General features: G+C 71.3%; 25 protein-coding genes. 8 read left to right on the top strand and 17 right to left on the bottom strand.

The genetic code is table 11. The features are described from left to right. Window positions 1-5: 5 nt before the first annotated feature. The 15 genes from dprA to ffh form a co-directional block, all read right to left on the bottom strand. Complete coding sequence (gene dprA / locus ACZ4TR_RS39245; RefSeq protein ID WP_465293236.1) at window positions 6-1,145, bottom strand: DNA-processing protein DprA; 1,140 nt, start codon at window positions 1,143-1,145, stop codon at window positions 6-8. Continuing rightward, entirely contained in the window at window positions 1,142-2,653 is a 1,512-nt protein-coding gene (locus tag ACZ4TR_RS39240; RefSeq protein ID WP_465293235.1) for a YifB family Mg chelatase-like AAA ATPase, read from the bottom strand. The genes dprA and ACZ4TR_RS39240 overlap by 4 nt, the downstream gene beginning before the upstream one ends. Then, window positions 2,653-3,030: a YraN family protein gene (locus ACZ4TR_RS39235; protein ID WP_364515524.1), complete on the bottom strand. Its 378-nt coding sequence runs from the start codon at window positions 3,028-3,030 to the stop codon at window positions 2,653-2,655. The genes ACZ4TR_RS39240 and ACZ4TR_RS39235 overlap by 1 nt, the downstream gene beginning before the upstream one ends. A gap of 265 nt (window positions 3,031-3,295) precedes the next feature. Next, window positions 3,296-3,619, bottom strand: coding sequence for a DUF2469 domain-containing protein (locus ACZ4TR_RS39230; protein ID WP_003096226.1), 324 nt, complete (start codon window positions 3,617-3,619; stop codon window positions 3,296-3,298). After that, window positions 3,616-4,458 (bottom strand): ribonuclease HII, encoded by an 843-nt coding sequence (locus tag ACZ4TR_RS39225; protein WP_465293401.1) that lies wholly within the window; start codon window positions 4,456-4,458, stop codon window positions 3,616-3,618. The genes ACZ4TR_RS39230 and ACZ4TR_RS39225 overlap by 4 nt, the downstream gene beginning before the upstream one ends. Window positions 4,459-4,549: 91 nt before the next feature. Then, window positions 4,550-5,488: a signal peptidase I gene (gene lepB, locus ACZ4TR_RS39220; protein WP_465293234.1), complete on the bottom strand. Its 939-nt coding sequence runs from the start codon at window positions 5,486-5,488 to the stop codon at window positions 4,550-4,552. A gap of 31 nt (window positions 5,489-5,519) precedes the next feature. Continuing rightward, a complete protein-coding gene (rplS, locus tag ACZ4TR_RS39215) occupies window positions 5,520-5,888 on the bottom strand; it encodes a 50S ribosomal protein L19 (protein WP_155545319.1) in 369 nt (122 codons plus the stop codon). 167 nt (window positions 5,889-6,055) lie between these two features. Then, entirely contained in the window at window positions 6,056-6,802 is a 747-nt protein-coding gene (gene trmD, locus ACZ4TR_RS39210; RefSeq protein ID WP_465293233.1) for a tRNA (guanosine(37)-N1)-methyltransferase TrmD, read from the bottom strand. 1 nt (window position 6,803) lies between these two features. After that, the gene (gene rimM / locus ACZ4TR_RS39205; RefSeq protein WP_465293232.1) at window positions 6,804-7,316 is read right to left on the bottom strand and encodes a ribosome maturation factor RimM; all 513 of its coding nucleotides are present in this window, start codon (window positions 7,314-7,316) and stop codon (window positions 6,804-6,806) included. 19 nt (window positions 7,317-7,335) lie between these two features. Continuing rightward, window positions 7,336-7,575, bottom strand: coding sequence for an RNA-binding protein (locus ACZ4TR_RS39200; protein ID WP_003103110.1), 240 nt, complete (start codon window positions 7,573-7,575; stop codon window positions 7,336-7,338). Further along, a complete protein-coding gene (rpsP, locus tag ACZ4TR_RS39195; protein ID WP_364515535.1) occupies window positions 7,572-8,015 on the bottom strand; it encodes a 30S ribosomal protein S16 in 444 nt (147 codons plus the stop codon). Before rpsP ends, ACZ4TR_RS39200 begins: the two co-directional genes overlap by 4 nt. 182 nt (window positions 8,016-8,197) lie before the next feature. Then, the gene (locus ACZ4TR_RS39190) at window positions 8,198-9,001 is read right to left on the bottom strand and encodes a CPBP family intramembrane glutamic endopeptidase (protein ID WP_364515537.1); all 804 of its coding nucleotides are present in this window, start codon (window positions 8,999-9,001) and stop codon (window positions 8,198-8,200) included. A gap of 101 nt (window positions 9,002-9,102) precedes the next feature. Then, a complete protein-coding gene (locus tag ACZ4TR_RS39185; RefSeq protein WP_364515540.1) occupies window positions 9,103-9,828 on the bottom strand; it encodes a CPBP family intramembrane glutamic endopeptidase in 726 nt (241 codons plus the stop codon). Between the two features lie 45 nt (window positions 9,829-9,873). Next, window positions 9,874-10,950, bottom strand: coding sequence for an amidohydrolase family protein (locus tag ACZ4TR_RS39180; protein ID WP_465293231.1), 1,077 nt, complete (start codon window positions 10,948-10,950; stop codon window positions 9,874-9,876). Further along, window positions 10,947-12,485 (bottom strand): signal recognition particle protein, encoded by a 1,539-nt coding sequence (gene ffh / locus ACZ4TR_RS39175; RefSeq protein ID WP_364515546.1) that lies wholly within the window; start codon window positions 12,483-12,485, stop codon window positions 10,947-10,949. Before ffh ends, ACZ4TR_RS39180 begins: the two co-directional genes overlap by 4 nt. 218 nt (window positions 12,486-12,703) lie before the next feature. Here ffh and ACZ4TR_RS39170 point away from each other — a divergent pair, with 218 nt between their 5' ends. Both ACZ4TR_RS39170 and ACZ4TR_RS39165 read left to right on the top strand, forming a co-directional pair. Continuing rightward, entirely contained in the window at window positions 12,704-14,503 is a 1,800-nt protein-coding gene (locus ACZ4TR_RS39170; RefSeq protein ID WP_465293230.1) for an ABC transporter ATP-binding protein, read from the top strand. A gap of 9 nt (window positions 14,504-14,512) precedes the next feature. Further along, window positions 14,513-14,977: a MarR family winged helix-turn-helix transcriptional regulator gene (locus ACZ4TR_RS39165; RefSeq protein ID WP_465293229.1), complete on the top strand. Its 465-nt coding sequence runs from the start codon at window positions 14,513-14,515 to the stop codon at window positions 14,975-14,977. Between the two features lie 281 nt (window positions 14,978-15,258). Here ACZ4TR_RS39165 and ku read toward each other — a convergent pair whose 3' ends face one another. Both ku and ACZ4TR_RS39155 read right to left on the bottom strand, forming a co-directional pair. Further along, a complete protein-coding gene (gene ku, locus ACZ4TR_RS39160) occupies window positions 15,259-16,131 on the bottom strand; it encodes a non-homologous end joining protein Ku (RefSeq protein WP_465293228.1) in 873 nt (290 codons plus the stop codon). A gap of 53 nt (window positions 16,132-16,184) precedes the next feature. Then, entirely contained in the window at window positions 16,185-16,547 is a 363-nt protein-coding gene (locus tag ACZ4TR_RS39155; protein ID WP_364515558.1) for a hypothetical protein, read from the bottom strand. 120 nt (window positions 16,548-16,667) lie between these two features. On the opposite strand from ACZ4TR_RS39155, the gene ACZ4TR_RS39150 reads away from it, so the two are divergent. The 6 genes from ACZ4TR_RS39150 (at window position 16,668) to ACZ4TR_RS39125 (ending at window position 22,658) form a co-directional block, all read left to right on the top strand. Further along, window positions 16,668-17,255 carry a TetR/AcrR family transcriptional regulator gene (locus ACZ4TR_RS39150; RefSeq protein WP_364515561.1) on the top strand — a complete coding sequence of 196 codons (588 nt, stop codon included), beginning with the start codon at window positions 16,668-16,670 and terminating at the stop codon, window positions 17,253-17,255. Window positions 17,256-17,277: 22 nt separating this feature from the next. Next, a complete protein-coding gene (locus ACZ4TR_RS39145; RefSeq protein WP_465293227.1) occupies window positions 17,278-18,030 on the top strand; it encodes an SDR family NAD(P)-dependent oxidoreductase in 753 nt (250 codons plus the stop codon). Window positions 18,031-18,655: 625 nt separating this feature from the next. Further along, window positions 18,656-19,960, top strand: coding sequence for a GGDEF domain-containing protein (locus tag ACZ4TR_RS39140; protein ID WP_465293226.1), 1,305 nt, complete (start codon window positions 18,656-18,658; stop codon window positions 19,958-19,960). A 67-nt stretch (window positions 19,961-20,027) separates the two neighbouring features. Beyond that, window positions 20,028-20,630, top strand: a complete 603-nt coding sequence (locus ACZ4TR_RS39135; protein WP_465293225.1) for a TetR/AcrR family transcriptional regulator — start codon at window positions 20,028-20,030, stop codon at window positions 20,628-20,630. After that, entirely contained in the window at window positions 20,627-21,289 is a 663-nt protein-coding gene (locus ACZ4TR_RS39130; protein WP_465293224.1) for a VC0807 family protein, read from the top strand. Before ACZ4TR_RS39135 ends, ACZ4TR_RS39130 begins: the two co-directional genes overlap by 4 nt. Further along, window positions 21,282-22,658 carry an FAD-dependent oxidoreductase gene (locus ACZ4TR_RS39125; protein WP_465293223.1) on the top strand — a complete coding sequence of 459 codons (1,377 nt, stop codon included), beginning with the start codon at window positions 21,282-21,284 and terminating at the stop codon, window positions 22,656-22,658. The genes ACZ4TR_RS39130 and ACZ4TR_RS39125 overlap by 8 nt, the downstream gene beginning before the upstream one ends. Window positions 22,659-22,730 lie beyond the last annotated feature (72 nt).

The following is a 22,730-nucleotide window of genomic DNA, read 5'->3' as shown; positions in this document are numbered from 1 at the left end:
GGCCTTCACGCGCTTTCCCTCCGTCGTCGCCACCCCGCTTCCCCGCGGACGGCGAATCCGTCGATCTCCAGCGCGGGCAGCAACGCCCGCACTTTCCGGAGAGGAAGCCCGGATTCGGCCGCGATTTCGGTGTCCGACCGGTCGGTGCGCGCGGCCAGCGCCTCGTAGGTCCGCAGCGCGTCGGGGCCCAGCCGGTCGGTGGGACGTTTCGGCCGGGCGGCCGGGTCCTCGGCGATGCCGAAGCGGCCCACGGTCTCGAGGACCTCGGCGACCGTCGAGACGAGGGTCGCCCGGGCGTCCCGGATCAGTTCGTGGCAGCCGACGGACATCCCGGACGAGATGGGTCCGGGCACCGCCATCACCACCTTGCCGAGGGCGCCGGCGGTGCTCGCGGTGTTCCGGGCACCGCTGCGGCGCCCGGCCTCGACGACCAGGGTGCCCTCGGTGAGGGCGGCGATGAGCCGGTTGCGGACGAGGAAGCGGTGCCGCGCCGGCGGGGTGCCGGGCGGGTACTCGCTGACGACCGCGCCGCCGTTGCGGACGATCCGGTTCAGCAGCCCGACGTGGCCCGCCGGGTAGCCCGCGTCGACGGCGCAGCCGAGCACCGCGACGGTGATCCCCTCGGCGGCGAGCGCACCGCGGTGGGCGGCACCGTCGATGCCGTAGGCAGCGCCCGAGAACACGGGGACGCCCCGGCCGGCCAGCCCGTACGCCAGCTCGGCGGCGTGGTGTTCACCGTATTCGGTGGCGGCCCGCGCCCCGACGACGGCGACAGCCCGATCGGCGGCGGTGCCGAGCGCGACATCGCCGGAGACCCAGAGTGCCAGCGGAGGCACGGCCTCGGTGACGCCACGCCGGGCCGCGAGATCGAGGGCGAGCAGCGGCCAGGCTGGCCACTCATCGTCCTCGGGAACGACCAGCCGAGCCCCGGCCGCGGCGGCCCGCGCGAAGTCCTGGTCGACGAGGTCGTACTCGCGACGCGCTTCGGTCGCCTTGAGCACCTCGGGCGGGCAGTCGCCTCGGCGCACCCGGGCGGCGGCGTCGATGGGACCGTGGTGGGCCACGAAGGCGATCAGCGCCGGAGCCGGCGGTTCGGCGACTCGCAGCAGGTAGGCGCGCGCTCGATGGACCTCGTCGGGGCTCACGCCGCCACCCGTTCGCGGAAGGCAAGTGCCGAGCCGACCTGGTCTGTTCCAGGGCGTTTCTCACCATCCAGATCCGCCAATGTCCAGGCGATCCGCAGGCACCTATCGGCGCCCCGACCGCTCAACGCTCCGCGTTCCATGGCGCGATCCAGGAGAGTTGTCGCGTCGTTGGCCAACGCGAACTGGCGCCGCAGCGCCGGCCCAGGCACCTCCGAGTTGGACAGCCAGCCGTGCTCACGCCATCGGCGCGCCGCACGTTCACGGGCCTCGAGCACCCGTCCGCGGACGACTTCCGACGATTCCGCTGTCCCGGTGTCATGCGCGCTGATAGCGCTCAACGGCCGTAACCGCACCCGCAGGTCGACACGATCGAGCAACGGTCCCGAGAGCCGGCCGAGGTAGCGACGCCGGGCCGTCGGCGAGCACACGCAGTCGGCATCTTTCGGTGGTGCGCACGCACAGGGATTCGTGGCCAGCACAAGTTGGAATCGTGCGGGGTAGGTGATTGAGCCCTTGACTCGAGCGATACGTACCTCGCCCTCTTCGAGTACGGTCCGCAGCGACTCAAGGCACTGCGCGCCGAACTCGCAGACTTCATCGAGAAACAGCACTCCGCGGTGGGCCCGGCTGATCGCACCAGGCGACGCGATTCCGCTGCCGCCCCCGATCAGGGCTGCGATGGAGATCGAGTAGTGCGGAGCCACGAACGGCGGCACGACGACCAGCGGCGATGACTTGGACAATGAGCCATCGACCGAGTGCACCGCCGTGACCTCCAACGACTCCGCCGGCGACAACTGCGGCAGCAGGCTGGGCAGCCGCTTCGCCAACATCGTCTTGCCGACTCCCGGCGGTCCGGTGAGCAGCAGGTGGTGCCCACCCGCCGCCGCGACCTCAAGGGCCCAACGCGCTTCCGGCTGACCGACGACGTCGGCCAGGTCCGGCACCTGCGGCGGTGTCGTCGGACCGGGTGGTTCCGGACGCGTCAGGTCGGCTTCGCCCTTGAGCCAAGCCACGAGATCGCGCAGATGACATGCACCCACCACGTCGATGCCATCCACAAGTGCCGCCTCGGTCAAAGAGTCCACCGGCACGACGGCGCGCTCGTAACCGGCCGTGCGCGCCGCAAGCAGGCCAGGAAGGATGCCGCGCACTGCGCGGATCCGACCATCCAGAGCGAGCTCGCCCAGCAGCACACTGCCGAGCAGCCGAGTCGCGGGAACCGCGCCTGTTGCCGCGAGGACGGCCGCAGCGATGCCGAGGTCGTACGCCGAACCGACCTTCGGCAAGTTCGCGGGAGACAGGCCTAGCGTCACCTTCCCGTCGGGCCAAGGTTGGCCCGAGTTGCGAACGGCGGACCGGACGCGGTCTTTCGCCTCACGCAGTCCTGCGTCCGGGAGTCCGACGAGCGTGACCCGGCTCAATCCACCCCCCAGGTCGGCTTCGATCTCGATGACTCGGCCATCGATACCCAGTAGTGCCGCCGACCATGCTTTGGCGATGGGCATCAGAACGCCGCCTCGATGTGCTGGACGCGGGGGCGCTTGCCGGGCTCGGCGAGGATCGTCACGACGTCGTAGCGGACCGGGCACCAGCCGATGCGGAACTCGCGCAGCCAGCGTTGGGCGGCCCGGCGCACGCGGCCGGCCTTCTCCTCCGTGACCGTCTCCGATGGCAGGCCGAACTCGGTGCCCGTGCGCGTCTTGACCTCGCAGAACACGACGCGGGTGCGGTCGGTGAGGATCAGGTCGATCTCGCCTTCGCGGCAACGCCAGTTGCGGCCGAGCAAGACGAGGCCGCGGTCCTGCAGGTGCCGGGCGGCGAGGTCTTCGCCCCACTCGCCCAGGTCGCGGCGGTGTCTTGCGAGCTGGTCGGTGCCCGTCATCGTGGTCGCCCCCTCGTCGGTGCGCCGGTCACCGGGGCGGTCCCGGCGATCACGGTGCGTGTGCGTTCGACGATGCCAGCGCGCGAGGCGGCGAAACCAGAGCGAAATCGCCGCTCTGTGGACAACCGGGGGTATGTGGACAACCGGTCCACGGAAAGCGCGGAACGCGCTGAATTGTCGGCCCGCTGTGCTAGGGGCGAAAAAAGATCACGCAAAAGCACCGCGCCGGCTCGTCCAGGACGAACCGGCGCGGGAAAAGACCAGCTCAGCCCGAGAACGGGCCGTCTTCGGGCAACCGGAGGTCCGGCTTGTCGAGCTCTTCGACGTTGACGTCCTTGAACGTGATGACGCGGACGTGCTTGACGAAGCGGGCCGGGCGGTACATGTCCCAGACCCACGCGTCGGACATGCGGACCTCGAAGTACACCTCGCCGCCGCCGTCGCGGACCTGGACGTCGACCGCGTTCGCCAGGTAGAACCGCCGCTCGGTCTCCACCACGTACGAGAACTGGCCGACTATGTCGCGGTACTCGCGGTACAGCGAGAGCTCCATCTCGGTCTCGTACTTCTCGAGATCCTCTGCGCTCATGAAATCCGCGCCCCTCCTCGGGATCGTGCTGCTGCTCCGCCGGCGGAGCGTTCATTGTGACCCACACCCGCGGCCGGGGCATGCAGCGGCAGGCTGAGTTGTGGCTCGAGTGCCTCGTCGAGGACCGCGGCGAGCTCCGCCCCGGCCCCGGCCTCCATGGCCTTTTCCAGCGCCGCGTAGGTCAGCAGGACCGGTCGCGCGGGTCGCACGCCGTGCTTGATGGCCACCGTCGCGACGTTCGTGTACGACCACCGGTGGACGTCGCTGGGGCCGTGTTCGCGCAGCGCCGCCAGGTGCTCGGAAGTGCTGTAGCCCTTGTGTACGTCGAATCCGTAGTGCGGGAGGTCGTCGTGGTGGCCCGCCATGATGCGGTCGCGCGTCACCTTCGCCAGGACCGACGCGGCCGCGATGCACGCCACCGAACGATCGCCCTTGATCACCGCCGTGTTCGGGGCCGTGAGGCCCGGGACCCGGAAGCCGTCGGTGAGGACGTAGCCCGGGGACACGCGCAGCGCCGCCGCGGCGCGCCGCATGCCCTCCAGGTTCATCACCCGGATGCCGTAGCGGTCGACCTCCGCGGTGGGGATGACGATCACGGAGTAGTCGACGGCCCGGGCGAGGACCAGGTCGTAGACCCGGTCGCGCGCCTTGGCCGTCATCAGCTTGGAGTCCGTCAGCTCGGTGAGCTTCGCCGCGTCGCCCTGCTTGAGCACGCAGGCCGCGACCACCAGCGGCCCCGCGCACGCCCCGGCGCCGGCTTCGTCCACACCGGCTACCGGGCCGAGGCCACGGCGGTCGAGCGCGCCCTGCAAACCCCAGAAGAGGTCGCCGCGCACCACGGCCCGCGGCGGCCGGATCGGCTCGGCCGCGGTGAGGGGAACGGGAAGAGTCAAGGCTGGATCACCCGTCTGCCGGCACGGATCGGGGTGGCTAGCGTTTCCGCCCGGCCGCCCGGCGCACTCCGGACTTGAGCTTGCGCCCGACGAAGAGCGCCGGCCAGGCCGCCGCGACGCCGGCCCCGAGCGGGATACCGCTCTGCCAGGCGGGCGCGCCGAGCGCCGCCGGCTGGGCGCCTTCTTGCGGGTTGTGGTCGGTGATCCCGCCCCACCGGCCCGGCGGCAGGACGATGATCCGCGCCTTGCCGATGATGTTGTCCACCGGGACCGCGCCGTTCACGCCGCCGCCACCCTGGAACCGGGAGTCGTCGGAGTTGTTGCGGTTGTCGCCCATGACCCAGACCGTCCCGGCCGGGACCTTGACCGGCTCGAAAGCGCGCTCGTTCTGGTTGGACGCGTCTTCCCAGTGGACGTACGGCTCGTCGAGCCCCTTGCCGTCCACGACGACCCGGCCCTGCGTGTCGCAGCACTGGACCGTCTGGCCGCCGGTCGCGATGACCCGCTTGACGAAGTCGCGCTCGTCCGGCGGGGCGAACCCGACCAGCGAGCCGAGACCACGCAGGCCGCGGACGACGATGTTGCTCGACTCCTGCGGCGGGACCTCGTTGTTGACCCACGCCGGCGGACCCTTGAACACGATCACGTCACCCGGCGAGGGCTCGGTGAAGTCGTAGGTGACCCGGTCGACCAGGATCCGGTCACCGGTGCACCCGGGGCACCCGTGCAGGGTGGCCTCCATCGATCCCGAGGGGATCATGAAGACCTTCGCGAGGAACGTCTGGATCAGGATCGTGAGCACCAGGGCGATCACGAGCAGGATCGGCAGTTCCTTCCAGAACGACCGTTTCTTGGCGGGTTTGGCTCGCCGCCGCCGGGATCCCCCGCGCTCCTCGGAGCGGGACCGCCTGGGCTGGTCCTCCTCGGAGCGATCGGGGTCATCCTCAGGAGCGTTCTGGGACACGGGTTCGGCCACGTCGTCAGGCTACCGGTAACCGGGTTGTGACTCAGTTAGCCGAAGCCGTCTCGCGGTTCTCGCGGCGCTCCTTGATCTTGGCCTTCTTGCCGCGCAGGTCGCGCAGGTAGTACAGCTTCGCGCGCCGCACGTCACCGCGCTTGTGGACCTCGACCTCGGCCACGTTCGGCGAGTGCACCGGGAAGGTGCGCTCCACGCCGACGCCGAAGGAGACCTTGCGAACGGTGAAGGTCTCCCGGATGCCGCCGCCCTGACGGCGGATCACGACGCCCTGGAAGACCTGGTTGCGCTCACGGTTGCCCTCGATGACGCGGACGTGCACCTTGAGCGTGTCGCCCGGGCGGAAGGCCGGGATGTCGGAACGCAGTGACTGCTTGTCCAGCGCGTCCAGGGTGTTCATCGGTGGTCCGTCCTCGTCTTCGTATGGCTTGCGTACACGTCCCCGGGCGCGCAACGACACCGCTGCGGGCGACCCAGGGGGCTGCTGGCGGGCTCGTGGACGAGGAAGTCCACTCACGCCAACCTGTCAAGTATTACAGACCGGGATCCGGCGGAAGCACCGGCCCCCTAGGCCCGCTCGGGGTCCAAGCCCTCCAGGACCCTGAGATCGTGCTTGTCGAGGCTACCTTCCGGCAGCCGCGCCAGGAGATCGGGGCGGCGCCGGGCGGTGCGCTCCAGGGCCTGGTCGCGCCGCCAGCGGTCGATCAGGGCGTGGTTCCCGGACCGCAGCACGTCGGGCACGGACAGCTCCCGCCACACCTCGGGCCGCGTGTAGCTGGGCCCTTCGAGCAGGCCGTCGGAGAACGAGTCCTCCTCGGCCGAGCGGGCGTTGCCGAGCACGCCGGGCAGCAACCGCACGACGGCCTCGACCATGACGAGCACCGCCGCCTCGCCGCCGACCAGGACGTAGTCGCCGATCGACACCTCGTCGACCGGCATCCGGCGGGCGGCGTCGTCGACGACGCGCTGGTCGATACCCTCGTACCGGCCGCAGGCGAACACGAGGTGCTTTTCCGCCGCGTAGGCGTGCGCGAGCTCCTGGGTGAACGGCCGCCCGGCCGGCGTCGGCACGACGAGCCGCGTCTCCGGACGGCAGACGTCGTCCAGCGCCGGGCCCCAGATCTGCGGTTTCATCACCATGCCGGGCCCGCCGCCGTACGGCGCGTCGTCGACCGCGCGGTGCACGTCGTGAGTCCAGTCGCGCAGGTCGTGCACGCCGACCTCGATCAGGCCGCGGTCGATCGCCCGCCCCAGCAGCGCGGCGCGCAGCGGGTCGAGGTATTCGGGGAAGATCGTGACGACGTCGATGCGCATCTCAGGCGTCCAGGAGCCCTTCCGGCGGATCGAGCACGACGCGGCCCCCCGCGATGTCCACCGTGGGGACGATCGCGTGGACGAACGGCACCAGCACCTCGCGGCCCTCGACGTCCAGCTCCAGCAGCTCGCCCGCGGGCGAGTGCACGACTTCGACGACCTTGCCGAGGACTGTCCCGTCGGCCAGCTCGGCCCGGAGGCCGGCCAGCTCGTGGTCGTAGAACTCGTCGGGGTCGCCGGTCGGCGGCAGCGTGTCGGTGTCGGCGAGCAGGAGGGCGCCCCGCAGCGTCTCGGCGACGTCGCGGGTCGGGACCTCCTCGAAACGCACCAGCAGCCGCCCGCTGTGTTCGCGGGCGGCTGCGATGGTGAGGTCCCTTGTGCTGCCGTCACGCAGCCTGGTCGTCACGGCCGCACCGATGCGGAACCGCTCGTCCGGCGAGTCCGTGCGCACGTCCACCGCGAGCTCCCCGCGGATTCCGTGCGCCTTGGCGATGCGACCGACTACGACGTCCATGACTGTTCCGAAACAGACTTCAGCGGTCGGTGTCGACGACGTCCACGCGGACGCCTCGCCCACCGATGCCACCCATGACGGTGCGCAGGGCGGTCGCCGTGCGACCACCCCGGCCGATCACCTTGCCGAGGTCGTCGGGGTGCACGTGCACCTCGAGCGTGCGGCCACGGCGCGTGGTCAGCAGCTCGACCCGGACCTCGTCCGGGTTGTCGACGATCCCGCGCACCAGGTGCTCGAGGGAGTCAGCCAGAAAGCTCACTCGGCCTTCTCACCCTCGGTGGCTTCGGCCTTCTCGGCCTCGGCCTTCTTGGGGGCGGACTTCTTCTTCGGCGTGGTGGCCTCCGAGGAGGGCTCCTCGCCGGCGGCGGCCAGGGCCGCGTTGAACAGGTCCTGCTTCGACGGCTTCGGCTCGGCCACCTTCAGGGTGCCCTCGGCGCCCGGCAGGCCCTTGAACTTCTGCCAGTCGCCGGTGATCTCGAGCAGGCGCTGGACCGGCTCGGTCGGCTGCGCGCCGACACCCAGCCAGTACTGGGCGCGCTCGGAGACGACCTCGATGAGGCTCGGCTCTTCCTTCGGGTGGTACTTGCCGATCGTCTCGATGGCCTTGCCGTCCCGGCGGGTGCGCGCGTCGGCGACGATGATGCGGTAGTACGGCGCACGGATCTTGCCGAGGCGCTGCAGCTTGATCTTGACGGCCACGGGTGTGGGTTCTCCTCGAATCTCTCTGGTGCGGGGCTGGGCGCACGCGGGCCGAGTGGGGACACGGTCGCGGGCACCCGAAGGTCAGGAGCTTTCGCACGGTGAGAGGGTCCGGCGGAAGCAGGCAGTGAACCATTCTGCCAGACGGCGCTCCGCGCCCGGAAAGAGGCCGGGAAAGAGGCTCAGAAAGACGCCACTCCGAGCGCTCCGAGCAGGATCGTCAGCGCCGGCAGGAAGTTGTTCACCTGGTGCGCGACGATACTGCCCGGCAGCCGGCCGGTGACCAGCCGGGCCAGGCCGATCGGCACCGCGATGACCAGCAGCAACGTCGTGCGCAGCGGCTCCAGGTGGCTCGCCGCGAACACCGCCGTGGACAGCATGAAGGCCGCCGCGCCGGCCCAGCGCTCGCTGCGCCACTGCAGCTGTTCGGCAGCGCCCCAGAGCAGGCCTCGGTAGATGATCTCTTCGCAGATCGGGCCGAGCAGCCACAGGTAGACGAACATCACGACGGCCGCCGAGACGGACATCTTCCGGTCCTCCACCAGCGCGCTGATCGCCGACGTCGCGTTGGCGTTGCCGACCAGCTGCGTCCAGAGGTAGGCGCCGAGGGTGGTGAAGACGAGCCCGACGCAGCCGAAGCGGAACCCGGTCTTCACGTCGGCCCAGCGCCACTCCAGCCGCAGGTCGATCACCGGCCCGTTGCCGCGCACGTACGTGATCAGCACCGCGACGCCGGCCGCGATCATCGTCGGCAGCATGGTGCCGAGCAGCACGACCCGGATCGGCAGCGGGCCCGGGCCGGTGTCGCCGACCAGCACGGACACGAACGCGGCCGACGACAGCAGCACGGCCTCGACCAGCAGGAACGCCCCGAAGCCCCACCGGTGCCGCCGCGCGGGCGGCAGGAACGCCGTCGCGGCGGGCTCCTCGGGCTCCGGCATCGGCGCGGCGTCGGGAGCCGGGTCCCGGGGCTGGGAAGTGGTCACGCGTTGCCCTCCGCGATCGTCGGCTCCTGGTCCCGAGCCTAGCCGCCGGAGAGTGATCGCACAGTATCCGTCCGACTACTGTCCACGATCCTCGCAACACCTCAGTGCGCGACGAACAGCAGGACCGCCGGCGGCAGGTTGTTGGCCGCGTGGGCGATCACGCCGGCACTCACCCGGCCGGACAGGTGCCGGGCGAGCCCGATCGCGATGCCCTGCCCGAACAGGGCGATCGTGCGGGTCGGCTCGCCGTGCAGCTGGGCGAACACCAGCGAGGTCACCAGCAGCACCACCCACGGCGGGACCCGGTGGAACGACAGCGCGTTCCACAGCGTGCCGCGGACCAGCAGCTCCTCCGTGATCGGCGCGCCCGCGATGACGATCACGGCGGCGAGCACCAGCCAGACGGTGTCGCCGTCGAAGGTGTCGGCGAGGTCGCTCAGCGGGCTGTCGGAGACGTCGTCGGCGCCGTAGACGGCGATCAGCACCAGGTTGAGGCCGTAGCCGACGACCAGCGCGAGCGCGCCGCAGGCGAGGCCGATCCGGACGTCGCGCCAGGTCGGCTTGAGCCCGAAGTCGGCGCGCAAACCCTCTCCCCAGCGCCACGAACCCGCCGCCGGGCCGAGGCCGAGCAGCAGGTTGGGCACGAACGCCAGGAGCAGCAGCGGGCCGACGTCGTGCAGTTCCAGGGGGTCGAACTCGCCGACGTTGCGGTTGACCGCGGCGGCGATGACGAGGTTGATCAGGTAGTAGCCGGCGATCCCCGCGAAGAACGCCACGAAACACCAGTGCGCCCCCAGCACGCGCCGTGCGCCGTCGTCGTCCGTCACGGCCCCAACGCTAAAGTGCCGTCCCCGCAAGGAAAACAGCGGGGGTCACACGTAGACGACACCGCCGAGCACGATGTGCTCCGGGTGCCGCAGGACGCCCAGGTCCTCGCGGGGATCGCTCGCGTAGACGAGCAGGTCGGCGGGGGCGCCGTCGGCGATGCCGGGGTGACCGAGCCAGTCGCGGGCGGCCCAGGACGCGCTCGCCAGCGCCGCCTCGCGGGTCATGCCCGCGCGGTGCAGGGCCTCGATCTCGTCGACGAGCCGGCCGTGCTCGACCATGCCGCCCGCGTCGCTGCCCGCGAAGACGCGTACGCCCGCTTCGATCGCCGTGGCGACCATCTGGCCGACGCCGGCGTGCAACGCGCGCATGTGCGCCGCGTAGGCCGGGTACTTGCCGGCCTTGTCCGCGATGCCCGGGAAGTTCTCGATGTTGATCAGCGTCGGCACGAGAGCGACATCGTTGCGGGCCAGCTCGGACAGCTGGTCGGCGCTCAGGCCGGTGCCGTGTTCGAGGCAGTCGATGCCCGACGCGATCAGCCCCGGCAGCGCGGCTTCGCCGAACACGTGCGCGGTGACGCGGGCGCCGTGGTCGTGCGCGACCTCGACCGCTTCGGCCAGGACGTCGTCCGGCCAGAGCGGGGCGAGGTCGCCGGCGCCGCGGTCGATCCAGTCGCCGACCAGCTTGACCCAGCCGTCACCGTCGCGAGCCTGCTCGGCGACCGCCTCGGGCAGCTGCGCAGGGTCGTCCAGCTCGATGCCGAGACCCGGGATGTAGCGCTTGGTCAGGGCGAGGTGCCGGCCGGCCCGGATGATGGTCGGCAGGTCGGACCGCCGCTGCAGCGGCCGGACGTCGATCGGCAGGCCGCAGTCGCGGATCAGCAGCGTGCCCGCGGCCCGGTCGGCCAGCGCTTGGGTCGCTGCGTCATGGAGCGACACCGGGCCGCCGACGCCGATGCCGGGGTGGCAGTGCGCGTCGACCAGGCCCGGCACGAGGAAGACGTCCCGGCCGAGCGTCTCGGCGTCCGGCACCGGCTCGAACGAGATCCGGCCGCCGGTGATCCAGAGGTCCCGGGACTCGCCGCCGGGCAGGATCACCCCGGCGGCGTGGAGCGCGGCGCTCAATTGTCCTTGGGGTTCTTCGGCAGCTTGAACTTCGACGGGTCGAAGCCCGGGACGTCGTTCATGCCGCCCAGCTTGGACAGGTCGGGCATCCCGCCGGGCATCTGGCCACCGGGGGGCAGCATCGGCATGCCGCCGGGGAAGCCGCCGCGGACCTTGGGCTGCGTCGGGCCCTTCCCCTTCTTGCCCTTCTTGCCCTTGCGCGTCTTGGAACCGCCGCCCCCGCCGCCGAAGCCGAACCGGCCGGCCATCTGGGCCATCATCTTGCGGGCCTCGAAGAACCGGTTGACCAGGTCGTTGACCTCGCGGACGCTGACGCCCGAGCCGTTGGCGATGCGCAGCCGGCGCGACCCGTTGATCATCTTCGGGTTGTCGCGCTCGGCGGGCGTCATGCCGCGGATGATCGCCTGCAGCTTGTCGAGGTGCTTGTCGTCGACCTGGGCGAGCTGGTCCTTCATCTGACCGGCGCCCGGCAGCATGCCGAGCAGGTTGCCGATCGGGCCCATCTTGCGGACCGCGAGCATCTGCTCGAGGAAGTCCTCGAGGGTGAGCTGGCCGCTCGACAGCTTCGCCGCGGCCTGCTCGGCCTGGTCCTGGTCGAAGGCCTGCTCGGCCTGCTCGATCAGGGTCAGCACGTCGCCCATGCCGAGGATCCGCGACGCCATCCGGTCCGGGTGGAAGGTGTCGAAGTCCTCGAGCTTCTCGCCGTTGGAGGCGAAGAGGATCGGCTGGCCGGTCACCTCGCGGACGCTCAGCGCGGCACCACCGCGGGCGTCGCCGTCAAGCTTCGTGAGCACGACGCCGGTGAAGCCGACACCGTCGCGGAACGCCTCGGCCGTGGTCACGGCGTCCTGGCCGATCATCGCGTCGACGACGAACAGCGTCTCGTCCGGCTGGACGGCGTCGCGGATGTCCGCGGCCTGCTTCATCAGCTCTTCGTCGACACCCAGGCGGCCGGCGGTGTCGACCACGACGACGTCGTGCTGCGCGTGCCTCGCTTCGGCGATGGCGCGGCGGGCGACGTCGACCGGGTCGCCGACGCCGTTGCCCGGCTCGGGGGCGAAGGTGACGACCCCGGCGCGCTCGCCGACGACCTGCAGCTGCGTGACGGCGTTCGGGCGCTGGAGGTCGCAGGCGACCAGCATCGGCGCGTGGCCCTGCTTCTTCAGCCACAGCGCGAGCTTGCCCGCGAGCGTCGTCTTACCGGCACCCTGCAGACCCGCGAGCATGATCACGGTGGGCGGGTTCTTCGCCAGGTTCAGCCGGCGCGTCTCGCCGCCGAGGATGCCGACGAGCTCCTCGTTGACGATCTTGACGACCTGCTGCGCGGGGTTGAGCGCCTGGGAGACCTCGGCGCCCTTCGCCCGCTCCTTGATCCTCGCGATGAAGGTCTTGACCACGCCGAGGGCGACGTCGGCCTCCAGCAGCGCGATGCGGATCTCGCGCGCGGTGGCGTCGATGTCGGCGTCGGACAGCCTGCCCTTGCGCGTGAGCGTCTGCAGGGCGGCGGTGAGCCGATCGGACAGGGTGTCGAACACGGGTGTGCACGCTCCAGCTGGGTCGAGAGTGGCGCGCCGGACGAAGCCGGCCCTCCCGAGGGTAGTCGCTCCGGCTCGCCCCCCTCACGGGTACGCGAAGGTCGCCCGCGCGATCAGTAAACACAGATGTACCAGTTTGCCTGACCACCTGAGGTAAAGGTGGCTTTACCTGGGAATATCCGGTGGCCAGCTCAGTCAGATTCGGTAAACATACGTGTATGACTTCCGCGACCAGACCCCGGCCGTCGCTCACCGAACCGGCCGCCGACACCGACGAGCCGGTCCCCCTCCGGCGGATCGCCGGGCTCTTCGACGCGCACCGCGCGGCCCTCGCCGCACTGTTCGCGCTGATCGTCGTGCAAGCCGGGCTCGGCGTCGTCTCGCCGTTCCTCCTGCGGGAGATCCTCGACGACGCCCTCCCCCACCGGAACACGCTCCTGATCAGCCTGCTCGCGGCGGGGATGATCGTCTGCGCGATCGGCAGCGGCTCCCTCGGCGTCGCCACCACCGGCCTGTCCAACACGATCGGGCAGCGGGTGATGAACGAGCTGCGCGTGTCGGTCTACGGCCACCTGCAGCGGATGTCCCTCGGCTTCTTCACCCGGACGAAGAGCGGCGAAGTGCTCTCGCGGGTGTTCAACGACATCGGCGGCGTCGACAACGTCATCACCACGACCGCCGGCTCGGTGGTGCAGAACGCGACCACGACGATCGCCATCACGGTGGCGCTGATCGTGCTCGACTGGCAGCTCGCGGCGCTGTCGCTGATCGTCGTTCCGCTGTTCCTGCTGTTCACGCTCCGGCTGGGCAAGAAGCGGCGGACGCTGGCCCGCGGCCGGACCCGGCGGATGGCCCGGCTGACGACGATGGTCGAAGAGTCCCTCTCGGTCACCGGCGTGCTGCTCGCCAAGACGATGGGCAACGAACGGGCGATGCGCGAGCGCTTCGGCGCCGAGTCCCGGGAGATCGCGGCGCTGGAACGCGCGGCGGCGCTGGCCGGGCGCTGGCAGATCGCGTCGCGCGGGATGAGCCTGACCGTCATCCCCGCGCTCGTCTACTGGATCGCCGGCCTGGCGCTGGCGGGCGGCGCGTCGCCGATCTCGCTCGGCACGGTCGTGGCGTTCACCAGCATGCTCAACCGGCTGGTCGCGCCGGCCAGCGCGATGCAGACGATCGGGCAGAACGTGGCGACGTCGAAGGCGCTGTTCGGACGCATCTTCGAAGTCCTCGACCTGCCGGTGGAGATCAGCGACAAGCCGGGCGCGGAGATCTTGGAGGTGCGGCGCGGCGACGTGTCGATGCGCGGCGTTTCCTTCCGCTACGACGAATCCGACACAGCGGGCCCGCTGACGCTGAAGGACATCGACCTCGACGTCCCGGCCGGGACCACGACGGCGCTGGTGGGCTCGACCGGTTCAGGCAAGACGACGCTCGCGTACCTGGTGGCGCGGCTGTACGAGGTGAGCTCCGGCTCCGTGCGGATCGACGGCACCGACGTCCGCGACGTGACCCTGGCGTCGCTCGCGGCGGGCGTCGGGATGGTGTCGCAGGAGACGTACCTGTTCCACGACACCGTCCGGGAGAACCTGCGCTTCGCGAAGCCGGACGCGACCGACGAGGAGATCGAGGCTGCGGCGAAGGCGGCGCACATCCACGACACCCTGGCCGGGCTGCCCGAGGGGTACGACACGGTCGTCGGCCAGCGCGGCTACCGGTTCTCCGGCGGCGAGAAGCAGCGGATGGCGATCGCGCGGATCCTGTTGCGCAACCCGCCGGTGCTCATCCTCGACGAGGCGACCAGCGCGCTCGACACCCGCACGGAACGCTCGGTGCAGGCCGAGCTCGACCGGCTCGCCGCGGGCCGCACGACGCTGACGATCGCACACCGGCTGTCCACTGTGGAGCACGCCGACCAGATCGTGGTGCTGCACGAGGGCCGGATCGTGGAACGCGGGACCCACGAAGAGCTGCTGGCGCGCGACGGGCGTTATGCCCGGCTGGTCCGGGGAACCGCTTAACCTGGGGGCATGCAGCCCGAATCCGACGTCGCACCACCGGTCAGCGCGGACCCTGAGCTGGCCGACCTGGCCCACCGGGTGCGCGAGGGCGTCGGACGGCTGAACTGGCGGATGCGCGCGGAGCGGGACCCGAACGGCCCGGGCCCGGCGGTGCTGGCGGTGCTGAGCCGGCTCTACCGGGCGGGCACGCACACACCGACCGAGCTGGCCGAAGCCGAACGGCTGCAGCCGCAGTCGCTGACCCGGATCCTCGCGTGGGTGACCGAACGCGAGCTGGTGACGCGCTCGCCGGACCCCGCGGACGGGCGCCGGTCGCTGGTGAGCATCACGCCGGCGGGGCTGGCGGTGCTGCGCGAGTACAGCGTCCGGCGGGAGCGGTGGCTGGCCGGAGCCATCGAAACGACGTTGTCGCCGACCGAACGGCAGCTGCTGAAACTGGCTTCGGAGCTGATGCTCCGGGTGGCGGACGCCTGAAAGCCGCCGCGGAGACCCCTCGATCCCTCCACGGCGGCTTCCGGGCCACCCCCTCGTTTCGCGCCGCCTCCCCGCGGTGCGACACGGGTTCCGGGAACGGGCCGCTCCTCCGTCGGCCCGCCCCGGAACCCTGGTGCCCGGACGGCTCACCTCCCCAGGGGCCGTCCGGTTCCCTTTCCCCCCTCGCCAGCGATCCGGTATCCGCTGGCAGGAGGAAGTCTGCCGCGCCGGACACCCGGCCAGCAGTGGGAGAACCCTCAATTACCCGTGGGTAGTACTACTCAGGACGTCTTCGTGCGCCCGCGAGACGCGGCTCGCTTCGCCGTCGTACGCGCCTTCGCCGCCCTCGACGCGGCGGCCTTGGCCTTCGTGACGGCCGCGGTGCGCGCGTCCTCGGCTTCGGACGCCGACTCCTGCAGCGCCGCCAGCAGCCGCGTGACGCCCTCCGCCTGCTCCGCGGCCGTCGGCTGGACGACCTCGGCACCGTCGATCTTCGCCTGGACCAACGCCTGGAAGGCCTCGCGGTAACGGTCGGGATAGCGGCCCGGGTCGAACTCGCCGGTCAGCTCCTCGACGAGGTTCACCGCGCGACGCAGCTCGCCCGGCCGGATGTCGACGTCGGCGTGCCGGAACGGGAAGTCGGGCGTGCGAACCTCATCGGGCCACAGCATCGTCTCCAGCACGATCACCTGGTCGCGCACGCGCAGCGCGCCGAGCGTCTCGCGCCGGCGCAGCGCGACCGTGACCAGCGCGATCCGCCCGGACTGCTGCAGAGCCTCGCTGAACAGCACGTACGGCTTCGTGCCCGCCGGCTCCGGCTCGAGGTAGTAGCTCTTCGCGAACCAGATCGGGTCGACGTCGGCCTGCGGCGCGAAGCCGCGGATGGCGATCGTGCGGCCGGGCATCGGCAGGGACGCGAGTTCGTGGTCCGACAGCAGCACGACGTCGCCGCCGGGCACGACGTACCCGCGGACCATCTCCTCGGGCGGCACCTCGGCGCCGTCGACCTCGCACACCCGCTTGACCCGGATCCGGCCGCCGTCGGCCTCGTGCACCTGGTGCAGCGGGATCTCGCGGTCTTCGGTGGCGCTGTACGCCTTCACCGGAATGGCGTAACTGCCGAACCCGATCGTGCCCATCCACATCGCGCGCATGCGAGCCACCTCCGCAGCTCTCAGGCTAGACACGCGCCCGCGCGCCCCGACAGCTACAAACGGGTGTCAGGGGCGACGGATTCGCTCACACATTCGAACGACGGCGTGACCTCGCCAAGAGCTTCGGCCGTGCAGCGGGCCGCGATGGCCGCCTCGCGGAACACCTCGGCGACGACCTCGACGTCCAGGGGCGGGGCCGCGGCGAGCGCGTGCGCACCGCCGCCTTCGACGCGGGCGGCGAGGCCGGCAAGCGCGTGGGAGATGGCTTCCTGGCTCGCGATCAGGTGCGCGACGACGTCGGTGAGCTCGGCGGTCGTGGCGCCCGGGCCGCCGCAACGCAGGCCGGCGGCGAGCTCCTCGGCGCAGGAGCGCAGGTGGGTGGCGACGACCGTCGGCGGCAGCGTCAGGTCCTGCATCACTCACCCCCTCCGGCGGTCAGATCAGCCATCGTGCCACCGCACAGCCCGTCATCGGAGGCGACACACCGCGGCATGCTTATTTGACCGAGCGTTCTCGATATAGGTAGGGTTTCGATCATGTCCCGGGTCAAGGAGTTCGACGTCGACGAAGCGTGCGACGCCGCGCTCGCGCTCTTCCGGCGCCAGGGCTACGAAGCGACGTCGGTCAGCGACCTCGTCACGCACCTCGGCGTCGCGAAGGCGAGCCTGTACGCGACCTTCGGCACGAAGCACGACTTCTACGTGACGGCGTTGAAGCGCTACGCCGAGCGGACCGACACCCGGGTCGTGTCCGAACTGTCGAAACCGGGCTCGGGCGTGGCCGCGGTACGGCGGCTCTTCGAGGGCTATGTCGCGGACATCCTGGGCGAAGACGGGCCCGTCGGCTGCTTCGTCGTCAACGCGGCGATCGAGCTCCTCCCCCGCGATCCGGCGGTCGCGCGGATCGTGGAGCGCAGCTGGGACACCCTCGAAGTCGCCCTGACGATGGCGCTCGAACGCGCCAGGACCCAGGACGAACTCCCCGGCGGCAGCGACCCGGCGACGCTGGCGCGTTTCCTGCTCACCGTGCTTCAAGGGCTTCGCGTCCTGGGCAAGGGGACGGACGCGGCGAGCCGGCTCGACGCGGCCGTCTCCCAGGCGATGCGCATCCTCATTCGAGACTGATCAGACCAGAAAGAAGGCAGCCATGGGGGCACGGTTCGCAGGCAAGGTCGTCCTGGTGACGGGCGGCGGCTCCGGCATCGGGCTGGCGACGGCCAAGGCGTTCGCGGCGGAAGGCGCGACGGTCGTGGTCGCGGGGCGGGACGAGCAACGGCTCGCGTCCGCGGTGCAGGAGATCGGCGACGCGGCGAGCGGGGTGACGGTGGACGTCACCGACTCGGCGGACGTGGCGCGGATGGTCTCCACGGTCGTCGAGCGGCACGGCGGGCTGGACGTCGCGGTCAACAACGCGGGCATCCTCGGGTCGCCGGCCCCGGTGGCGGACCTCGACGAGGACGGCTTCGGCGCGGTGATCGGCACGAACCTCACCGGCACCTGGCTGTGCCTGAAGCACGAGGTCGCGCACATGCGGGCGCACGGCGGTGGCGCGATCGTCACGATCGCGTCGAACATCGGCGCGCACGGCCGGCTGCCGAACATGGCGGCCTACGCGGCGTCGAAGGCCGCGGTGAGCGCGCTGACCCGCACGGCTGCGCGCGACCACATCGCCGACGGCGTCCGCATCAACGCGGTCAGCCCGGGGGCGACCGCCACGGACATGTCACTGCGCCCCGGCGAGACGGACGCGGACCGCGCCGCGCGGCTGAAGGACGCGATCCCGCTGGGCCGGGTGGGGGCCACCGCCGAGGTGGCCGCCGCGGTGCTGTGGCTGGCTTCGGACGAAGCGGCCTTCACCGTGGGGCACGACCTGGTGGTCGACGGCGGCGCGACCGCCTGAGCGGCCCCACCCGGGCCTGCGGGTTCTGGGGCCGGAGCTCCTCCGGCGGGTGTTCACGACTCACGGTTGCGCATGGTGACGTTTCCCCTCTCCTGCTGGACGGACGGGTGTTCGGCGTGGTCAGGACTCGCGGTTGCGCACGGGGCACTCCTCTCCCGCGAAGCGGCAGGTGGCTTTGGGTTCACGACTCGCGATTGCGCACAGCGCACTCCTCTCGCGCGAAGCGGCAGGCAGGCGTCGGTTCAGGACTCGCGATTGCGCACGGCACATCTCCCTTCCGGACGTAGCGGCAGGCGGGCTTGAGCTCACGACTCGCGATTGCGCACAGCGCTCTCCTCTCACGCGAAGCGGCAGGCAAGCGTCGGTTCAGGACTCGCGATTGCGCACGGCACGTCTCCTCTCGGGCGTTCCAGCGGGGCTTCGGCGGCTCAGGATTCGCGGTTGCGCATGACGGCCTCCCTCCGGCGTCGGCGTCGGCAACGGTCGGGGCGTCAGGACTCGCGGTTGCGCACGGCGACCTCCCTTCACTGCTCCGAACGTGTGGCAATCGTCGATCAGGGTCGCCCGATGTGGTGAAGTGGACGCGGATCGTCGGATCACCCAGGGGAGTTGCACCGCCTTGAGTATGGACGGCGCCCGTCCGGCCGAACCCCGCGTGGGGCGGATCCGTGGGGCGCTTTTCCCTGCTCACTGGACCCTTTGGCGCCAGCGCGGGTCGCTCGTCTTCTACTGCTTCCTCGTCGAGTCCGTCGCGCTCGTGGCGACCGTGTGGACCGCCTCCGACGTACCCGTCCACGACTGGGATCTCGTCGTCTTCGGCGTCCTCGCCGTCCTCGGCGTACTGCAGGCGGAGCTCGGCCGGCAGATCGAGCGCGTCCGGCGGCTGGTGTCCGACACCCCGCACATCAACCTGACGTCGGTCTGGACGTTCGCCGGCGTGCTGCTCCTGCCGCCCGCGCTCGTGACGGCCCTGGTCGCCGTCCTCTACCTGCACCTGGCGACGCGCAGCCTCGCGCGGATGAAGCGCGTCCCGCCGTTCCGGACCACGCTGAACGCGACCCTGGTCGTCATCACCTGCTATTCGGCCGAGTTCGTGCTCGCCCGGCTCGGCGTCGGCGACATGTACGCGGCCCTGACGTCGGGCTGGCGCGGCGTCACGGCCATCTCGCTGGCCGCGCTGACGTACTTCCTGGTCTCGGCGATCACGATCGTCCCGGCGCTGACGATCACCAAGCGGACGATCAAGGCGTTCTTCGGCGGTCTCGGCGACAACCTCCTCGAGGTCGCGACGCTCTGCCTGGGCCTGCTCACGGCGTTGACGCTGGCGACCCTGCCCGCGCTCGCCGTCGCGATCGTGCCGCCGCTGCTCGTGCTGCACCGCGCGGTGCTGATCAAGCAGCTGGAGATCGCCGCGACGACCGACGAGAAGACCGGCCTGTTCAACACGACCGGGTGGCATTTGCTCGCTTCCCGCGAACTGGCCCGCGCCCAGCGCAGCTCGCGGAGCACGTTCGGCGTGCTGATGATCGACCTGGACTACTTCAAGCTGATCAACGACCAGCACGGTCACCTGGCGGGTGACACGGTGCTGCGCGCGGTCGCGTCGACGATCAAGAGTGCGGTCCGCGACTACGACTCGGTCGGCCGCTTCGGCGGCGAGGAGTTCGTGGTCCTGCTGCCGGACATCGGCCCGGCGGCGGTGCTCGCGGTGGCCGAGCGCATCCGGTCGGCGATCGAGTCGCTGAAGGTGGAGTACGAGGACGGCAGCCACGTCCGCGTGATCGGCGCCCTGTCGGCGTCGATCGGCGTCGCGACGTACCCGGACGGCGGCACGGCCGTCGAGCGCCTGCTGCAGGCCGCGGACAAGGCCCTCTACCGGGCCAAGGACGCGGGCCGCAACCGCGTCGTAGACGGCACCGCCACCGCCTGACCCACCCCTTTTCCCGACCCTGACCAGGCGACTTGCCGGTTTTGCTCGGCTGAGCTAAATTTTGCTCATGCGAGCAAGAACGTTCACGGAGTCCGGCCGGCGAGCCCAGATCGTGCGGGCGGCGATCGAGGTGATCGCCGAGGACGGCTACGCCAAGGCGTCGTTCAGCCGGATCGCGAAGCACGCCGGCCTGTCCAGCACCGGCATGATCAGCTACCACTTCAAGGGCAAGGACGACCTGCTCGCGGCCTGCGTCACCGAAATCGAAGAGATCACCGGAGCCTTCATGGGGCCCCGCATCGACGCCGCCGTGGGGCACGTCGCCCAGCTGCGGGCCTACGTCGAGTCGAACGTCGAGCTCGTCGGCGAGCACCCCAACGAAGTGCGCGCGCTGATCGACCTCGTGAAGAACGCCGGCTCGCAGAGCGTGGGCGTCAACGGGCGGCTCGCGCTGTTCGAAGAGCACTTCCGCACCGGGCAGGCGGCGGGCGCGTTCGGCCCGCTCGACGCCCGGACCACGGCGCTCGCCTTCACCTCCGGCCTCGACGCCGTCGTCGCCACGGCGGCCGCGGCCGGGCTGGCGCCCGCCGAGCTCACGCGCATCGGCCGTGAGCTCGCCGACCTCTACGTGCGGGCGACCGCACCCGAATCCAGTGGGGAACCCGCATGATGATCGAAGAGAAGACCGAACCCGACGCCGGCCTGCGCCGGCTGATCCGCGCGAACGTGCTGACCGTCGTGTTCGAAGTGGTCGTGCCGATGGCGCTGTTCTACGGCCTGCGCGCGGCGGGCGTGAGCCAGTGGTGGGCCTTGATGGCCGGCGTCCTGGTGGCCGCGCCGTACGTGGTGTGGACGATCGTGCGCACCCGCAAGGTCGACCTGGTCGCCCTGGTCACGCTCAGCGTCCTGGTGCTGTCGGTGGTGCTGGGCCTGCTCTCGGACGACCCGCGCACGCTGGTGATCCGCGAAGGGTGGACAGCGGCGCTGGGTGGCGTGTTCGGCGCGTGGATGCTGGTCTCGGTGTTCGTCGGCCGGCCGGCGCAGCTGACGCTGGGCCGCACGATCGCCGAGGTCAAGCGCGGCGCCGAAGGGGCGGACGCCTGGGCGGGCCGCTGGGACACCGACGCCCGGTTCCGCCGCGGCCTGCGGATCAACACGGCCGTCTGGGGCGCGGTGCTGCTGGCCGGGGCGGTGCTGCACATCGTGCTCGTCTACACGCTGCCGATCGACCTCATCGCGCTGGTCACCAACGTGACGTGGTTCGGCGCGCTGGCCGTCCTGATCGGCTGGCACCTCTGGTACCTCAAGAAGGAGAACCTCGATGCCTGACGTCCTGGTGGCGGGCGCCGGGCCCACCGGCCTGCTGACCGCGTTCGAACTGGAACGCGCCGGGCTCGACGTGCTGGTCCTGGAACGGGACGCCCGGCCCACGACGCAGTCGAAGGCCCTCGGCCTGCAGCCCCGGTCGGCCGAGGTGCTGGCCGACCGCGGCCTGCTCACCGCGATCGAGCCGTACGTGCAGGCGAAGCTGCCCGCCGGGCACTTCTCGGGCCTCCCGATCGACTACACCGACCTGCCGACGCGCTTCCCGTACCAGCTCGGCGTGGAACAGGTCCACGTCGCGGCGGCGATCGAGGCGCGGCTGCGCACCCCGGTGCTGCGCGACGCGGCCGTCACCGCCGTCTCGCAGGACGACGAGGGCGTCACCGTCACGGCGGGAGGACGTACTCACCGCGCCCGGTGGCTCGTCGCCGCCGACGGCGGGCACAGCACGGTGCGCACACTCCTGGGCGCCGCGTTCCCCGGCACGCCGGCGCGGATCTCCCTGGTCGTCGCGGACGTCACGCTGACGGCCAAGCCCGCCGGCCTGGCGGACGACTGGCAGCTGCCGTCTTCGGGATCGGGCTACCTGCTGCCGCTGTCCGGCGGTCGCTTCCGCACGATCGTCTTCGGCGAGGAGCAGCAGCGGCTCGGCCGCGACGAGCCGGTGACGCTCCCGGAACTGCAGCGGGCCCTGACCGCCGCGCACGGACCGGGCATCGAGGTGGGCGAAGTGCGGTGGGCGTCGCGCTTCGGCGACGCGGCCCGGCAGCTGGAGCGCTACCGCCACGGCCGGGTGCTGTTCGCCGGCGACGCCGCGCACGTCCACCTGCCGGTCGGCGGCCAGGGGCTGAACCTGGGTCTGCAGGACGCGGTGAACCTCGGCTGGAAGCTGGCCGCGACGGTCCGCGGCACCGCACCGGACGGCTTGCTCGACAGCTACCACGACGAACGCCACCCGATCGCGGCCCGCGTGCTGGTCAGCACCCGCGCCCAGGCGGTGCTCGGCGTGCCGGACCCGGACGCGGCGGCCGTGCGGGAGGTCGTCACGGGACTGCTGACTGTCCCCGAAGCACGCCGCGCCCTCGCCTCGGAGCTGTCGGGACTCGGGGTGACCTATCCCGGGGTCAGCGGTCGCGCCGAGGTTCCGGCCGCACCCGACGGCCGCGCGGTGCTGATCGGTGCGGCGCTTCCCGCGGGCTGGGCCGACCGGGTCGAGACGCGGCCCGGCGCCCAGCCGCGGCTCGTCCGGCCGGACGGCTACGTGGTGTGGTCCGGTGGCCCGGGCCTGGAGGAGGCGCTGCTGCGGTGGTTCGGACGGCCCGAGGCAGGCCGGCCCGCTCACGAGCTGGCGGCGTCCGACCGCGGCGCAATCTAGCGGTCGCCGAAAGCCGTGAATGTCGCATTGAGGGACTTGAAGTCCCTCAATGCGACATTCACGGCCCGGAAG

Source organism: Amycolatopsis sp. NPDC028719 (assembly GCF_055565395.1).
Note: the sequence above shows the minus strand (reverse complement) of the source record. Positions and strands in the feature narration are given on the sequence as shown.

Coding starts and splice junctions, on each gene's coding strand:
- ACZ4TR_RS39240 (WP_465293235.1), bottom strand. CDS start 2,653: ATGCCCATCGCCAAAGCATGGTCGGCGGCACTACTGGGTATCGATGGC.
- ACZ4TR_RS39235 (WP_364515524.1), bottom strand. CDS start 3,030: ATGACGGGCACCGACCAGCTCGCAAGACACCGCCGCGACCTGGGCGAG.
- ACZ4TR_RS39230 (WP_003096226.1), bottom strand. CDS start 3,619: ATGAGCGCAGAGGATCTCGAGAAGTACGAGACCGAGATGGAGCTCTCG.
- rplS (WP_155545319.1), bottom strand. CDS start 5,888: ATGAACACCCTGGACGCGCTGGACAAGCAGTCACTGCGTTCCGACATC.
- trmD (WP_465293233.1), bottom strand. CDS start 6,802: ATGCGCATCGACGTCGTCACGATCTTCCCCGAATACCTCGACCCGCTG.
- rimM (WP_465293232.1), bottom strand. CDS start 7,316: ATGGACGTCGTAGTCGGTCGCATCGCCAAGGCGCACGGAATCCGCGGG.
- ACZ4TR_RS39170 (WP_465293230.1), top strand. CDS start 12,704: ATGACTTCCGCGACCAGACCCCGGCCGTCGCTCACCGAACCGGCCGCC.
- ACZ4TR_RS39165 (WP_465293229.1), top strand. CDS start 14,513: ATGCAGCCCGAATCCGACGTCGCACCACCGGTCAGCGCGGACCCTGAG.
- ku (WP_465293228.1), bottom strand. CDS start 16,131: ATGCGCGCGATGTGGATGGGCACGATCGGGTTCGGCAGTTACGCCATT.
- ACZ4TR_RS39155 (WP_364515558.1), bottom strand. CDS start 16,547: ATGCAGGACCTGACGCTGCCGCCGACGGTCGTCGCCACCCACCTGCGC.
- ACZ4TR_RS39150 (WP_364515561.1), top strand. CDS start 16,668: ATGTCCCGGGTCAAGGAGTTCGACGTCGACGAAGCGTGCGACGCCGCG.
- ACZ4TR_RS39145 (WP_465293227.1), top strand. CDS start 17,278: ATGGGGGCACGGTTCGCAGGCAAGGTCGTCCTGGTGACGGGCGGCGGC.
- ACZ4TR_RS39140 (WP_465293226.1), top strand. CDS start 18,656: ATGGACGGCGCCCGTCCGGCCGAACCCCGCGTGGGGCGGATCCGTGGG.
- ACZ4TR_RS39135 (WP_465293225.1), top strand. CDS start 20,028: ATGCGAGCAAGAACGTTCACGGAGTCCGGCCGGCGAGCCCAGATCGTG.
- ACZ4TR_RS39130 (WP_465293224.1), top strand. CDS start 20,627: ATGATGATCGAAGAGAAGACCGAACCCGACGCCGGCCTGCGCCGGCTG.
- ACZ4TR_RS39125 (WP_465293223.1), top strand. CDS start 21,282: ATGCCTGACGTCCTGGTGGCGGGCGCCGGGCCCACCGGCCTGCTGACC.